11 protein-coding genes are annotated in these 15,123 nt (G+C 37.8%); 6 read left to right on the top strand and 5 right to left on the bottom strand.

The window, feature by feature from the left end; translation table 11 throughout:
• Positions 1-254 precede the first annotated feature (254 nt).
• The 6 genes from H5201_RS20950 to H5201_RS20925 all read left to right on the top strand — a co-directional run bounded on the left by H5201_RS20950 (position 255) and on the right by H5201_RS20925 (position 10,809).
• Positions 255-2,369, top strand: coding sequence for an EAL domain-containing protein (locus H5201_RS20950; protein WP_182785309.1), 2,115 nt, complete (start codon positions 255-257; stop codon positions 2,367-2,369).
• Positions 2,360-3,280: a diguanylate cyclase gene (locus tag H5201_RS20945; RefSeq protein ID WP_182785308.1), complete on the top strand. Its 921-nt coding sequence runs from the start codon at positions 2,360-2,362 to the stop codon at positions 3,278-3,280. Before H5201_RS20950 ends, H5201_RS20945 begins: the two co-directional genes overlap by 10 nt.
• 107 nt (positions 3,281-3,387) lie before the next feature.
• Positions 3,388-4,656: a PotD/PotF family extracellular solute-binding protein gene (locus H5201_RS20940; protein WP_182717811.1), complete on the top strand. Its 1,269-nt coding sequence runs from the start codon at positions 3,388-3,390 to the stop codon at positions 4,654-4,656.
• Positions 4,657-4,665: 9 nt separating this feature from the next.
• The gene (locus H5201_RS20935; RefSeq protein WP_182830687.1) at positions 4,666-6,933 is read left to right on the top strand and encodes an ATP-binding protein; all 2,268 of its coding nucleotides are present in this window, start codon (positions 4,666-4,668) and stop codon (positions 6,931-6,933) included.
• Positions 6,934-6,949: 16 nt separating this feature from the next.
• Positions 6,950-10,426 (top strand): ATP-binding protein, encoded by a 3,477-nt coding sequence (locus tag H5201_RS20930; protein WP_182785307.1) that lies wholly within the window; start codon positions 6,950-6,952, stop codon positions 10,424-10,426.
• Between the two features lie 188 nt (positions 10,427-10,614).
• Positions 10,615-10,809, top strand: coding sequence for a (2Fe-2S)-binding protein (locus tag H5201_RS20925; protein WP_145236256.1), 195 nt, complete (start codon positions 10,615-10,617; stop codon positions 10,807-10,809).
• Between the two features lie 95 nt (positions 10,810-10,904).
• On the opposite strand, the gene bfr (H5201_RS20920) is transcribed toward H5201_RS20925, so the two are convergent.
• From bfr (H5201_RS20920) to H5201_RS20900, 5 genes are all read right to left on the bottom strand, one after another.
• A complete protein-coding gene (gene bfr, locus H5201_RS20920) occupies positions 10,905-11,369 on the bottom strand; it encodes a bacterioferritin (RefSeq protein ID WP_182739583.1) in 465 nt (154 codons plus the stop codon).
• A 10-nt stretch (positions 11,370-11,379) separates the two neighbouring features.
• On the bottom strand, positions 11,380-11,853 hold the full coding sequence (gene bfr, locus H5201_RS20915) for a bacterioferritin (protein WP_149980077.1): 474 nt from the start codon (positions 11,851-11,853) through the stop codon (positions 11,380-11,382).
• Positions 11,854-12,075: 222 nt separating this feature from the next.
• Entirely contained in the window at positions 12,076-14,214 is a 2,139-nt protein-coding gene (locus H5201_RS20910) for a TonB-dependent receptor (RefSeq protein ID WP_182785306.1), read from the bottom strand.
• A gap of 121 nt (positions 14,215-14,335) precedes the next feature.
• A complete protein-coding gene (locus tag H5201_RS20905) occupies positions 14,336-14,617 on the bottom strand; it encodes a hypothetical protein (RefSeq protein ID WP_149980079.1) in 282 nt (93 codons plus the stop codon).
• A 289-nt stretch (positions 14,618-14,906) separates the two neighbouring features.
• Positions 14,907-15,123, bottom strand: a 217-nt coding sequence (locus H5201_RS20900) for a PepSY domain-containing protein (RefSeq protein ID WP_182785305.1), incomplete at its 5' end; no start/stop codon positions are given.

Genomic DNA, 15,123 nt, shown 5'->3' with positions numbered 1-15,123 from the left:
ACATCATCACATTGAGATAATGCTTTTTCAACCGCTTGAACTTTAAATTCTTGTGTAAATCGACGTCTCATTTTTATCTGCCTCTATTAAAAGTTAGAGGCGACAACTATCCTGACACAGGGGGATAGTGATTTGAGTTGTTTCCACTTATGTGGATGATAATTCAATATATATTAAAACTGGGCTGTATCGCTTTTCATAGAGATTAGGACTATCTTTAATTATAGGCAAATTAGATTATGGAGAGCGTTTAAATGGCAGAGCTTTGTAAAATTCTCGTTATAGATGATGAAGAGATCAATACCTTGCAACTAGAGCATGTTCTGGACGATGTTGGGGTTATTTGTTCATGTAATAAAAGTGAGGATGCCATCGCTCTTATTGAAGAGTTTATACCAGATATACTTTTACTCGATCTAGAAATGCCCAATGTTAGTGGATTTGACATATTACTAGAAATACAAAAAAGACCTCATCTTGGTGATTTACGCGTTTTGATCATCACTTCTCATAATGATCCTGACATCGAGCAAAAAGCGCTTTCATTGGGAGCGATTGATTTCATATCTAAACCTTTGAATTTAACTTTATGTCGAATGAGGGTTGAAAACCATACAAAAATTCGAATTCAAGAAAAAACTATTCAGCGCACTAAAGCAGCTTTGGCTGCTGAAAAAGAGCACTTACGGATCACGTTAGACTCTATTGCTGATGGTGTTATTTCTACTGATGAGCATGCGTGTATAACTTACCTAAATCCAGTAGCGCAACGTCTAACCGGTTGGTCACAAACCGCGGCTAGAGGGCGGCATATTGAAGAAGTGATGATACTCAGAGATGCCTCAACAAAAATACCTTCTATAAATCCTTTATCAGTTGCTCTGAAGGAAAATCGGCCTGTTGCTATGGCTATAAACACACAGTTAATTAGTCGGCAAGGTATGCTACACCGAGTCGAAGATAGTGCGGCTCCAATATTAGATAAGGATGGTAATAAGCGTGGTGCAGTAATGGTTTTTCAAGATGTTAGCGAAGTCCTTGCTATGTCAGTTCAAATGACTTATTTATCTCATCACGACCAACTAACTGCATTACCCAATCGCGTATTGCTTCATGACAGGTTAACTCAAGGAATAGCTAGAGCCTCATTTAATAATACTAAAGTGAGCCTGATGCTTCTTGACTTAGATAAATTTAAGTACATAAATGATGCGTTAGGACATCACATTGGTGATGAAATAATTGCCCATATAGGTCATAGCCTTGATAAATTTGCATGTAATGATATTACTGTTGCAAGAGTGGGCGGCGATGAATTTGCACTTGTTGTTCCCTATGAAAAAGACACATTCGGTCTTGAACCGCTTATTAGTCAAGTGCTAGATGTCATCGCTAAACCTTTCAGATTAGCTGATGAGCAACATGTCCTTTCAGCAAGCTTGGGGATAAGTGTGTATCCTGATGATGCATCAAGTGTCGAGGAAATGCTTCGTCATGCAGATTCAGCAATGTATAAAGCAAAACAAGAAGGCGCTAATAGCTATTATTATTTTAGTAATGATCTCCAAGTTGAAATGACTAAGCGTTTAAAAGTGGGTAATTGCTTACGCAACGCGCTAGATAACAATGATCTTGTTGTGCTTTATCAGCCAAAATATGACTTAGTGACTCACGACGTTATTGGTGCTGAAGGATTAGTGAGGCTAAAAGATGACACTGGAGAATTTATATCTCCACTTAATTTTATTGAATATGCCGAAGAATCAGGACTAATTTACCGTTTAGGTGAACAAGTTTTGGAGCAAAGTTGTATTGATGCTAAAAAGTGGCTTGATGCAGGATACCCAAAGAAAGTCGCTGTTAATATTTCAGCTAAACAATTCACTGGTATTTCGCTGGTTGATACGGTTGCATCGATATTAGAAAAAACTAAGCTACCAAGTCGTTATTTAGAGCTGGAGGTAACCGAATCAGCACTGATTGATAATTTCGAACAAACGATAAAGCAATTACAGGCGATCGCTGATATGGGGGTTAGCCTTGCGCTTGATGATTTTGGCACGGGGTATTCTAGTCTGTCATATTTGAGACTATTTCCTCTTGATGTGCTGAAGATTGATCAGTCTTTTGTGCGTGATATGATTAGTGACTCTCAATCGCTTGATATTGTTACTGCAATTATCGACTTGGCTAATTCATTAAGCCTACAGATCGTGGCGGAAGGTATTGAAACAAGCCAACAAAGAGATAAGCTACAATCTCTAGGCTGTGCCATTGGTCAGGGATACTTACTTGGTAAACCAATGCCCTTTTTAGAGATGATGGACGTGCTTACTCAAGCCAAAAATAAAGGAAATATATGCACCTAGCTCTTAAGCCATTAACGCAATGTAAAATATTAATAGTTGATGATGATGAAATAATTCGCTTTTCACTACAGGCTATCATGGAAGATTACTTTGAAGTCGAAACACTAGCTATGGGCTTACAAGCGTTAGATTATTGCAAATCCAATATCCCAGATCTCATTTTACTTGATGTAAATTTGCCAGACATCAGTGGCTTAGATGTATGCAGAGCGTTAAAACAGGATATATTGTTTGCGCACGTTCCTATTGTATTTATTACTGCAACTTATGATACTGATTCTCAGAATGCTTGTTGGGAAGCTGGTGCAGCAGATTTTATTGATAAACCAGTAATTGCCTCAACGCTTATACATCGAACTACAAATCACGTAGAGAATAAGCTGCGCTTAGAAGTGTTGATGAAGTTGACTTATAAAGATTCTCTTACAGGACTTTATAATCGGCACTATCTAGACAAGGAAGTCAGTAATGCGCTGAAACAATCAGAGCGTGAAAAAAAGCCGTTTAGTGTGTTAATGATCGATATTGATCATTTTAAACTTTATAACGACCATTATGGTCACCTTCAAGGTGATATTTGTTTAAAAAAAATTGCCGATGTGTTTGCCAATAGTTTAAAAAGGCCTCATGACGTAGCGATTAGATTTGGAGGTGAGGAGTTTCTGATTGTGCTGCCTTATACCGACATTGAAGGGATGTCGCACGTATGCAAACAAATAATTCTACAACTTAATGAGTCAAATATTGAGCATAGTCAATCATCCATTGGGCACGTTACTGTTAGTATTGGCGGAGTAACGTATGAGAAACAGGGCACAATGGAGCTTAATGAGTTGATCTCATTGGCTGACGAAGGACTATATTGCGCCAAGCGAGATGGCCGTAATTGCTATAAATTACAGGTTGTTTAATTTGGCTCCTTAGTAGTTTTAATTAATTATGAGATCTAATTTGCTGTTTTTTTTATTGTTTAGTCTATACTTTTTCTCTTAGGGACATTGGTATTGGATAAATAATAATGAGTTATTCACCTGATCGTAGACACTTCCTGCGTACAGTTGGTGCCGGGGCCGCTGTATCAACACTCGCATTCAAAGCGCCTTATGTATTTGCTAAAAAAGTAACAACTTTGCGCGTCATGGGCACTCACGTTACATTGCAAGAAGAGCTTCGGCAGCGAGCAATGCGAGAGCTAGGTATAAATTTACAATTTATACCTATGGGTAGTGCAGCTGTTTTACAAAAAGCTGCTGCGGATCCAACTTCTTTTGACCTTTATGAACAGTGGTCAGACTCAATAAATATCCTATGGCAAGCCGGTGCTATTCAACCAATAGACGTCGATAGGCTTGTCTACTGGAATGAAATAAATGACCTTACTAAAATAGGTAAAATAACCCCCTCGGCCAAACTAGGGGCAGGTGATGCACCAAACAAAATTTTATTTGTTCAAAATGATGGCTCATTAGCAAGTACACCTACAAAAAAAATAAGCTTTATGCCATATGTCCACAATGTTGACTCATTTGGCTATAACACAGATTACATCGAAAAGGGGCAAGCCTATGAAACTGAGTCTTGGTCTTGGTTGCTGGATGATAAAAATAAAGGAAAAGTGGCCCTTGTTAATGCACCAACAATAGGCATATTTGATGCTGCGCTTGCTGCTCAGGGCCAAGGTCTGATGACATTTAACGACATTGGCAACATGAGCATTGGCGAATTAGATAAATTGTTTGCAATTTTATTATCGAAAAAAAGGCAAGGCCACTTTTCTGGTTTCTGGACATCAGTACCGCAGTCAGTGGATTTTATGAAGACAAAGCGCGTTAATATCCAAAGTATGTTTTCACCGGGTGTGAGTGCCTGTAGAGGCCAAGGTATCCCTGTTGTCAATGCATCCCCGAAGGAAGGGTATCGTGCTTGGCATGGTGTTATGTGTTTATCTGCTAATACCTCGGGGCATGTAAAAGATGCGGCTTATGAATATATGAATTGGTGGCTATCTGGTTATCCTGGAGCCTTTATTGCTCGACAAGGTTACTATATATCTAACCCACAGCGTAGCCAGCCGTTAATGTCTAAGCCTGAGTGGGATTATTGGTACGAGGGAAAAGAAGCAACCACTGAGCTGATTGGAACGGATGGTAAAATTTCTGTACAAGCTGGCCAGACTCGCGATGGTGGAAGTTATATTAAACGTTTTTCAAATATAGCTGTGTGGAATACCGTAATGCAAAATTACGATTATAGTTTAGATAAATGGTATGAACTACTTAATGCTTAAGGACGTCGTTTGGTACATTTAATATCGCGTTCTATTGCAGCGAAAATGACATTAGCGTTAGCACTGGTGGTAATTACACTCAGTATCAGCTACATCGTCATGGATAAACGCTTAGAAGCAATTGATACATCGGTAAATAATATTACGGATATTAGTAGTCATGCCATTGGTATTTTACGAATAAACAAAGATATTGTTGAAATGCAACGTGATATTTCGGTCTATGGCGCATCAGGGAGTGATGCGGTATTTGCTAAGATTGAACAGAACTACCAAAGTATTGACCAGCGTTTAAAAGCAATAGATAAAAAAAATAATGAAGTTGACGATAAAATTTATATCGATGCCATGTCTGAACTCGTGCTTAGGTATGGTGATAATCTAAGCGTGCTAAAAAAGCGCTATAATATAAAAACAGCATTGATAGATACAGAGCTGCCACGTATTTATTTAGGCGCTGTTGCCCATTTAACAGGCTTACTACAACTGACCGCAGATTTAAAAGATAAGTTGTTAATTACGCAAAATATAAATATATGGCACACATTACACCACAATGCGCAGCTTTATTTAACTAAAAAGGACTATTCTAAGCGTCAACAAGTCATTAAGGCGCTGCAAAGTCTCTCAAGCTCCAAATTAGCTTTGCAAAAGCAGCAAAACAGGATCGAAAACCCAACAGTTCAGTTAGCTGTAGATTACCAGCAAGCTTTTACTAAAAGCGTCCAAGCAAATCGTAACTATTTAAGCCTAGTTAATGTTGTTATGGCGGGTGATGCCATTGAGTTTAGTGCATTAGCAAATACACTTAGAGAGCAGTCACTGTCACGTTTAATTACAATAAAAGAAACCGGCTCAGTTAGTATTTCAAAAACAGAGTATGTTTTACAGCTACTCGGAGTAGGCGCTATCTTGTATATCATTGGACTAGCGTTATTTTTTCACTTTCATATAGCACATGCTATTAAACTATTGACCAAAAGTTTTCAAAGCTTTCTTAATGGTGACCTATCGGCGCCCATTCACGATTTAACACGCAAAGATGAAATCGGTTTGTTAGCGGGTGCTGCAAATCGTTTCAGGGCGTTAAGTAAAGACTTTATTTCTGCAAAAAAAGCAGCGGAACATACTTCTAAGGTCAAATCTGAATTTTTGGCAAATATGAGTCATGAGATCCGCACTCCTATGAATGGAATTTTGGGGATGGCGCGACAGCTTGGCAATACCTCTTTGACAGATAAACAAGCAAGAATGTTAGAGATTATTCAGTCTTCAGGCGCCAGCCTGCTAGTTATCATCAATGATATTCTCGATTTGAGTAAAATTGAAGCCGCAAAAGTTGAGCTTGAAAACCAATCAATCGATTTACATAAAATGCTAGATGAGTTAAAGCTACTATTTAGTGAACAAGCAAATGCAAAACAAGTGCAGCTTTTTGTTTCATCGCCGACAGACGAAGAGAATATTATTTTTGCAGGAGATGAAACACGCATAAAGCAAGTACTTATAAATTTGTTAGGCAATGCCATTAAATTTACTGAAAGAGGAAGTGTTGCATTAAATGTAAATGTTCAGAAAGAGGCGAATAATGAGCTTATATTGTCGTTTGGTGTGTCGGACACTGGTATAGGTATATCACACGAGCATATTGAGACACTCTTTGAAGCTTTTTCACAGGCCGATACCTCGATTACACGCCGATTTGGCGGAACAGGCCTCGGTTTAGCTATTACCAGTAAGTTATTAGCGCTTATGGATGCACCTTTAAAGGTAGAAAGTGAGCTTGGTAAAGGCTCGCTTTTTTATTTTGAATTAAAGACTCAAAGGGGTGATAAACAAGCGAGTCGACAACATGAAAATACTAAATTACCAGCACCGCAAGAGATTGATCTGTCTAACTTAAACGTATTAGTTGTTGAGGACAATGAGATTAATCAAATTGTTATTGAAGCGCTTTTGAAAGAGTTTAATATCACTTGTATCAATATAGCCGGTGATGGTGAGCAGGCGATTGCACAGTGCGAAATGTGTGCATTTGATATTATTTTTATGGATATGCAAATGCCTGTTCTTGATGGGCCTCAAGCAACACTTAAAATTAGAACGATGCCAGCTTTTTTAACAACACCGATAATAGCTTTAACTGCAAATGTACTAGGTAGCGATAAGCAGCGTTGTTTTGAATCTGGTATGGATGATTTTATCGGCAAACCAATAAGTTATGAGTGTTTAAGAGCGGTACTATTAAAGTGGTGTAATCCCCTAACTAAGCATTAGTAACAAAGGGCTAAAGATGAATATTTCCATGAAAGCAAATAAGTCAGTTGTATCTTCAAAGACGTTTCTAAGGTGGATCACGTTCTTTTTTGGTCTGTTGTTGGTTTTGGCGGTTTTACTATTTGAAACGCATGTAAAAAAAGATGTGTTAACGCAAATAGACAGCGAGTTTTCAACAACAAATCAGCGATTAAGGGAGGTGGTGACTTCATTTATATCTCGATCAAAATCAGATATTAGTTTTTTACACTCTACACCGCCGATTTCAGGGTTACCAAGAGCCCATTATAACAATGGTATAGACCCATATGATGGAACCACTTATAAACAGTGGAAAGAGCGATTAGAGACTATCTTTATTGGCTTTATGGAAAATAATTTAAATATTGAGCAATTGCGTGTTATTGCAGTTACCGCAACAGGAGAAGAGCTTATTCGTGTGCAGCGCCGAGGTGCTTCAGTTGAGGCTGTACCCGATTATTCGTTACAGCCCAAAAGTGGGGAGCGGTATTTTTTGCCGAGTTCGCAGCTTGAAGTTAAGCAAATATATTTATCTCCGATGTCGTTGAATCGCGAGTTTGGAGAAGTGACATTTCCATATAAGCCGATGTTACGGTTTTCTATCCCTATTTACAGCGAAGAAGGTAAGCGTTTTGCTTTCTTAATTATGAACGTGAACGCAAATGCCTTAATTGAAAAATTAACAACCACAGTGTTTGACTATTCTCAGCTTATAATTAGCAGCTCTGATGGTGACTTTCTTTATCATCCTATCGAAAAGTATCGATTTACAAGAGATTTAGCACCGAACATCACATGGGATACGCTATATGAGCAGCCGATCCAATATCAAGGACTTTATCGTGTTGATTCGAAACAAAAAGCGGGTGATCAATACTATGTGTTTTCCGATATAGTTCAAATGCGACCGGGAAAAAAGTTTAGTTATATTGATTTAAGTACTGTCGTTTCAAAGCAGTATATCGATACGATGATTAGTGATAAACGGCTTTTGACTTATGGCTTTTTATTGGTAATTATCTTCTTTACTGTAATACTGCTTATTACTTTTTATCGAAATGCAACCAGAAGCCAAATGCTAGCTGAAGCACGTAGGGAGTCATCAGCCATTGTCGATGGTTCAATTGATGCCATTGTTGGATTAAATCTTCAAAGTGAACTAACCAGCCTTAACTTTAGTGCAGAGCGATTATTATCAACGTCTAAATCTTTATCTATAGGTATGCATACTAATGAATTGATATTACTCCAACAGCTGCCGATAGATAAGTATATTGCTGATTTGGAAAACTCGAAATCACAAATCAAAGATGAACGGTCCGTAGAGGTAAATGGGCAATCTTACTTTTTTGCTATTTCTGTAAGCCCGGTATTTTCTGAGCAGTTTACACTCAATGGCCTTGCACTTATTATTAGGGATATTAGTAAAGAAAAAGCGGCCGAAGTTAAGGTAAAACGTTTGAACTCAGAGCTTGAGTCAAAAGTTAGAAACAGAACGAAAGATCTTGCTGAAGCGAAAGAGCAGGCTGTCATAAATAGTGATATTAAAAGCGCATATATTTCTAATATCAGCCATGAACTAAGAACCCCACTTAATGGTGTGATTGGAACATTAAATATTTTAAAGCGTGAAGAATTACCAGAACAATCACGTAGGTTGATTAGTCTGATGGAGTTAAGTGCCACTAATTTAAACTTGTTGATAAACGATATATTGGATTTGTCTAAGATTGAAGCGGGTAAACTTGAATTAAATTTTAGAACATTTAATCCTAAATATTTGATTGAATGCTTAGTTGAATCGTGCTCCATAATGGCCTTTGATAAAGAGCTTGAGGTTTATCTTGATACACGAGGTTTAAATTGCCAGCGAGCTGTATCAGACCCATTAAGGTTAACCCAAATAATCAATAATTTAATTAATAATGCGATTAAATTTACAGAGCGTGGTTTCATAAAGATCAAAGTTGAATCAGAAAAGATTGAGGATCAAAAACACAAATTAATTATTAGCGTTCAAGACACCGGCGAAGGCATTGAATATAGTGCCCAGCAGCATCTGTTTAAAGCATTTAATCAAGTCGATAGCACTATAAACGCTGAGTCTGGCGGTACGGGACTTGGATTATCAATATGCAAAGAGTTATGCCTGATGATGGGGGGGGATATAAAAGTCAGTTCGGTCCCACATAAGGGCAGTACGTTCAGTTTTGATATAATAATTGATAGTGAAAGTAGTGTGAATACACCACAGAACAAGCATTATTTGTCTAAAAAAGTCTTAGTTATTAATAATAATAAAGAATCACAAGAGCTACTAGGAGAGTTAATTCGTCATGAAGGGGGCGAGGTAGAACTCTCAAATTTTGAAGATTTAGCCGATATAACTGCTGAACCCTATGACATTATTTTCTTAGATGCAGAAGACAATAAAAGTGGTGAGTTAGAACAAATAATTGATGATTTCATACACCATAAATCAAACCTTAAAATTGTTGTGTTACATAAACCCGGATTGCCATTAACTAAAGGTATTTCAAGTAAGGTCACGACAATTAGTAAACCATTCACACAAAGTGATTTACTAAGAGCTATTGGATTAACTCTGAGTAAGGTTGATCAATTGCAGTTACTTACAGTAGAAGCAAGCGAAAACAGTAATATACCAGTACGAACTTTAGAGCAAATTGATGGGTGTAGTATATTAATTGTTGATGATAATGAGATAAATATCGCAGTAGCAGTTGGATCACTTGAGTTTTTACCAATTTATGTAAAAACAGCAAGTAACGGTGAGCAAGCAATAGAAGCGTTAAAATTTAGTCGCATAGAAGGCAAGCCAATACGTTGTATTTTGATGGATTGTCAAATGCCTATCTTAAATGGTTACCAAGCTTGTGAGAAAATTCGTGCAGGAGATGCCGGTAATGAGTTTATAAATATACCTATTATTGCTATGACAGCTAACGCCATGATGGGCGAAAAAGAAAAGTGTTTATCGGTTGGCATGAACGACTATATTAGTAAGCCTATTCAAGCAAATGAGGCGCAAGCTAAAGTAATAGAGTGGACATTATCTAATTACGAAAAAAATGAACACTCTGTCACTGAAATTTTGGCTGAAAAAGAAGTGTTATGGGATCATGGTGCTGCACTTTCTCGTTTACTTAACAAAGAAGCTTTGCTTATTAAAATTTGTACTATGTTTATTAAAACAGCACCTGAAAAATTTAACCAACTAACAGAATTTGTCGATGATCATAATTATGAACAAGTTCGTCAAGTTGCGCATTCTCTTAAAGGTTTATGTGGTGAGATAAGCGCCGACAGGTTAAGAAGTTTGTTTGCAGAGATTGAATTACAAGCAAGCAAGGGGCAACTAGATATTGAAAAAGAGTTTTCACTTCTGGAAAAGCTGCTTCCTGCGTTATTGAATGACATGAATGAGTGGCTAGAAGAAAATAACAGTTAGATATGAGTTATTTCATGAAGTGGCACATATCAGCCTCTTAAGTTTTAACCGGATTGCGGTGATCATCTAAAACTATATGAAATTAAGCAAATAAAAATAATTCTCAATTTTATGCGATTATTAATTGCGAACTGTTTACGTTTAGATTAATATACAAGCTCGAATGTAATTGAGAGTGGTTTGTATTCATGTATATCTGTTTATGTCACGGTGTGACAGATAAAAAAATTGAACAAACAATCGACGAAGGTGCGACTACAATGCGCGAGCTTTCTAAAGAGCTTAAAGTCGGTAGCCAGTGCGGCAAATGCTGCGGCTGTACTAAAAAGATCCTCAATCGTAAACTTATCCAAATCGCTGATATTACTGAGCAAGTGGCGTAGCTATTGCTGGTAATTGTTTAATCTCAGTGACATTTATTTGTATTATAAAAACTAAAAAAGCAGCCTAAGCTGCTTTTTTTGATATTAACCAAACGTTACATTTGCGACTGCAGGTAGTTTTCAATACCGGTGCTTTTAATTAACTGTTGTTGCGTTTCTAGCCAGTCAATTTGCTCTTCTTGCTCAGATAAAATGTTATCGAGAGCTTCGCGGCTAATATAATCTTTTTTACTTTCAGCAAGTTTGATCGCATCTTTTAGATCAACCAATGAATCTAGTTCAAAACTCATGTTGCAAGCAATCATTTCTTCGCTGTTTTCGCCAATGCGTAAACGGCCAAGATCTTGAAGATTAGGTAGGCCTTCTAAAAATAAAATACGCTCAATTAAACGGTCAGCGTTTTTCATTTTTTGAATCGAGGTTTTGTAATCAGCTTTGTCTAATACGCTAAAACCAAAATCTTTAAACATACGGGCATGCAAAAAGTATTGATTAATGGCAACTAATTCATTTGCCAGTATTTTATTTAATGCAACAAGAACGTCTTTATCGCCTTTCATAATTTAGCTCCTATTCGCCCATTTGTGATTGGTGATAGTTTTGGCTACCAATTTTATCAATCAAACCAAGTTGTTGTTCAAGCCAGTAAACGTGATCTTCTTCGGTATCGAATAATAGCTTTTCAAGGATCTCACGTGACTGATAGTCTTTTTCTTGCTCACAGACTGCAATTACTTCTTTAACACATTCAACGACTTCAAGCTCTAGGGTTAAGTCATTTTGCATCATTGATTTAACATCATGACCAATAATAAGATCACGGCGTTTGGTCATGTTTGGTACGCCTTCGAGGAATAAAATACGCTTAATTAACCAATCAGCGTGATCTTTTTCTTCTTCCATTTCATGATTAAGGCGTACATAAAGTTTATCTAAACCCCAATCATCGTACATACGTGAGTGGATAAAATATTGATCGATTGCTGCAAGTTCATTTGCAAGCAATGTGTTAAAGCTGTCGATAACTTTTTGATTACCTTTCATAACGGCCTACCTTGAAATTCATAATTGCGACAAGTTTAGTGTAAAATCACAAAATTGCAAGTATTTTCCTTTTAAATCATATGGTTAATATTGCGTGTGATTCTCGTTTAAGTTTGCATTGTTGGTTGCTTTGTGAACAGATTGCTATTTATATTTAAGGTTAAAGATGAAATTAAGAAAGGCTCGTTCATTGCACCGCGCAATGAACGAGTTTAATGATGCTTAAAATTTATATTTAACGCCAACAGTTGCTGTTGTTCCTAAACCTTTGATGTTGTAGCCGCCGAATGTATATGACTGAGCACGGGCTGGAAAGTAATCTTCGTTAAATAAGTTCTCGATACCTGCAAACCCTTGCCAGTTATCAGCAAATTGGTATTGGCCAGTTAAGTTAAAAATATTATAATTTTCGACAGGGCCCTGATCGCCCACATATTTGCCATCGTCATTTGCTGCAAAGCGTTTTCTATCGCCGACATACAGGTAACTTAATGTTAGTGACATAGCATCACTAGGTTGCCAGTTTAGGTTAGCTGTCGCTTTTGGTGGGCTGATCTGTTTAGAACCTAAATAAACATCTGCTTCGGTGTTTTTACCTTCAACATAGCTATACGTTGCCAGTAATTTTAGGTTTGCAGAAATTGTATAATCTACCAGTGTTTCGTAGCCCCAAATTTCCTGTGGTGCTCGCACTGGTTCATATACGCCGGTCACTTCATTAAATTTATTGGTTGTGCCAAGTTCAGAGGTACTACGATATGCGGCAACTTCAATACGTACATTATCAAATTGTGAATTAAAACCAATTTCATAGTTGTCTATGATCGAGGCTTGCGTTTGGATCTGTCCAATATCGTTTACCGTGGCAGCACGCAACAAACGGCCAATATCTGAAATATCGGAGCCTTGTGAGTAGCTTAAAAATGGGCTGAATTTTTCATCAAGGTTGTACTTAATACCAACATTATAGGTTGTCGCATCGTAATCTATAGTGTCGCCTTTAACGTTAATAGGTACTGAGCACTGAGTTGGCGTTTTACATAGTTTAAGTGTGCGGTAATCGTCTACAGTTAAATCAATGCTTTCTTTGCGAACACCGGCTTTGACAATAAGGTCATCAGCAATCACCCATTTGGTTTGTAAAAAGCCAGCAACACTTTGCATATCCATTTCTGGAACCCAGATACGGCCATCAACAAGTGGCTGCGAAGTCACATCGGTTAATGCATCGATACCATAAATAAATGAGGCTTCGATAGAATCAAAATCTATTAGGGTATTAAATGTTGCGCGTGCGCCTTTTTTCTCAGATCTTATAATTGACTGGCCGCCGTCATAATTTTCGTCTTGATTAGCAAGATTGGGGGAGAAGAAAAACACGTTTTCTATATCTTGCATATAAAGATCTAAGGTCATTTGGGTGTTATCAAATAGCGCGTAGTCTATGTACTTTAGGGTGATATTTTCGTTGCCTTCGGGGCCTTGTGGTTTACCTTGTTTTTGTAATTCAGGTGGTACATGGATTGCGTAGGTTTTTTCGCCTAAGTTGATATCGCCAGCAACATCGCCAAGGTCAGTTTTTTGCTGCGAACTGAAGTAGTTATAACTAAATTGTAGCTGTTTTTCGTCATCAAAATCATAGCCCAATTTAGTAAAGTAGTTTTGTGTAACTGCGTCAGATAAACCATATTGTAAACCGAGTATGTCACCCTGGGCATCGCGTTGTACGCCATTTTCTTCATAGCTGGCAGTAACTAAATAGCTAAATTTGTCAGCACGGCCATTAATGGCTGCTGATAGCCTTGCACCGGCACTTTCCTCAAGTTTTACCGCACTAAAGCGACTCGATAAACTTATTTCACCTTCGGTTTTACCATCACTTTTTGCTTGTTTAGTGATGTAATTAATAATACCGCCTGATGCACCGTTACCGTAAATAGAGGTGGCACCTTTGATCACCTCAATGCGGCCGATAGCACTTGGGTCAAGGCTCTTTATACCTAAAGAGCCATTACGCAGTGGGGTTGATTGCGGCACGCCGTCAATCATTATAAGTGGTGCGCGACCACGCAGCGTTTGCCCGGTATTACTCGAACTACCTGTATCAGGGGCAAGGCCCGGCACCATTTGCGCAAGTAAGCTTTGTAGCTCTGGATTTACTTTTAAATGCTCTTCGATTTGCTGTTGATTGATAATAGTAATTGATGCGGGAACCTCATCAATGCTTTCAAAAACACGGCTACCAGAGACAACCACACGCTCCATTTGCGTATCGGTTAATTGGTTTTTATTGATTGCTTCATCGGCAAAAGTGGCAGTGCTTACAGCGAGGGCTAATAAAGTGAAAGAGGTTTTAAACATGAAGATCCTTTACGACTATGTAATTATGAGATATTGCTGTTTTTATTGGCGCAATAATAAGTGTAAAGAAGTGTAAAGGCAAGGGTATTGATAGTTATTATCAATTGCATTTTGTTTTTTGCTATTCAAAAAAGTTAAACATCAGCATTATGCTTGCAAAAAATGCCAACCAAAGCGGCGCACTTGCTTGATATTTTCCGACATTAAAAAGTTGATAACAAAAACCAATAAGCAGTAGTAGCTCAATAAGTAGCTGGAGTGGAAAACCCACAAAGGCATAAATGATTCCTATCACTGAGAGAAAGCTATTACCTGATAGTTTGCTCAAGGTGCCAGTAAAAAACTCGGCTGCTATAAAAAAGCACAAGTGGTTGATTATAAATAATAATAGAACACTTTTCATAGCTCTCGTCCTTAAGCTTTTTTCCTGATGCGCTAATAAGTGATTAATTCCATGTAATTGGTACGATTAATTTTAGGAGCTAAAATAGGAAAAATAAAGCAACGTCACTTGTTTAAAGTATGAGTTGCCACAAGGCAAAAAGTACATTTACATCGAGTCAGGAACGGCAGTTATTTGAAAGGTAAGGGTGGCATGAGTTGATCTGACAGTGTTACTGGTGGTGTGAACTTAAAGTTATTGTTCAACATCACCAGTGCGAGCTGATTTATTAAAACGTTATAATGCTGGGTTATCTATAATGGCGCTTATACCAAAAGTAACCCCCGCTGATAGTAAAAAAAGCAGGCAGTAGTGCAACCAATAGCCATAACATTTGCACCAAAAAACCGGCAAAATCGCCAATATGAAATTTGTATTTAAAATTCCACGCGCGAGTTGTGAGGTTGGCTTTTGAGGCATCGTAAGATTGCAGGACTTGACCGGTGTATTGATCGGCCCATACCCAA

It is taken from the genome of Pseudoalteromonas sp. SG43-6 (genome assembly GCF_014164365.1).
In the GTDB taxonomy this organism is placed as follows: domain Bacteria; phylum Pseudomonadota; class Gammaproteobacteria; order Enterobacterales; family Alteromonadaceae; genus Pseudoalteromonas; species Pseudoalteromonas rhizosphaerae.
Note: the sequence above shows the minus strand (reverse complement) of the source record. Positions and strands in the feature narration are given on the sequence as shown.

What these genes read in the sequence shown, in the direction of transcription:
- bfr (WP_149980077.1), bottom strand. Translation starts at nt 11,853, where the DNA reads ATGAAAGGTAATCAAAAAGTTATCGACAGCTTTAACACATTGCTTGCA.
- H5201_RS20930 (WP_182785307.1), top strand. Translation starts at nt 6,950, where the DNA reads ATGAATATTTCCATGAAAGCAAATAAGTCAGTTGTATCTTCAAAGACG.
- H5201_RS20950 (WP_182785309.1), top strand. Translation starts at nt 255, where the DNA reads ATGGCAGAGCTTTGTAAAATTCTCGTTATAGATGATGAAGAGATCAAT.
- bfr (WP_182739583.1), bottom strand. Translation starts at nt 11,369, where the DNA reads ATGAAAGGCGATAAAGACGTTCTTGTTGCATTAAATAAAATACTGGCA.
- H5201_RS20940 (WP_182717811.1), top strand. Translation starts at nt 3,388, where the DNA reads ATGAGTTATTCACCTGATCGTAGACACTTCCTGCGTACAGTTGGTGCC.
- H5201_RS20945 (WP_182785308.1), top strand. Translation starts at nt 2,360, where the DNA reads ATGCACCTAGCTCTTAAGCCATTAACGCAATGTAAAATATTAATAGTT.
- H5201_RS20910 (WP_182785306.1), bottom strand. Translation starts at nt 14,214, where the DNA reads ATGTTTAAAACCTCTTTCACTTTATTAGCCCTCGCTGTAAGCACTGCC.
- H5201_RS20905 (WP_149980079.1), bottom strand. Translation starts at nt 14,617, where the DNA reads ATGAAAAGTGTTCTATTATTATTTATAATCAACCACTTGTGCTTTTTT.
- H5201_RS20925 (WP_145236256.1), top strand. Translation starts at nt 10,615, where the DNA reads ATGTATATCTGTTTATGTCACGGTGTGACAGATAAAAAAATTGAACAA.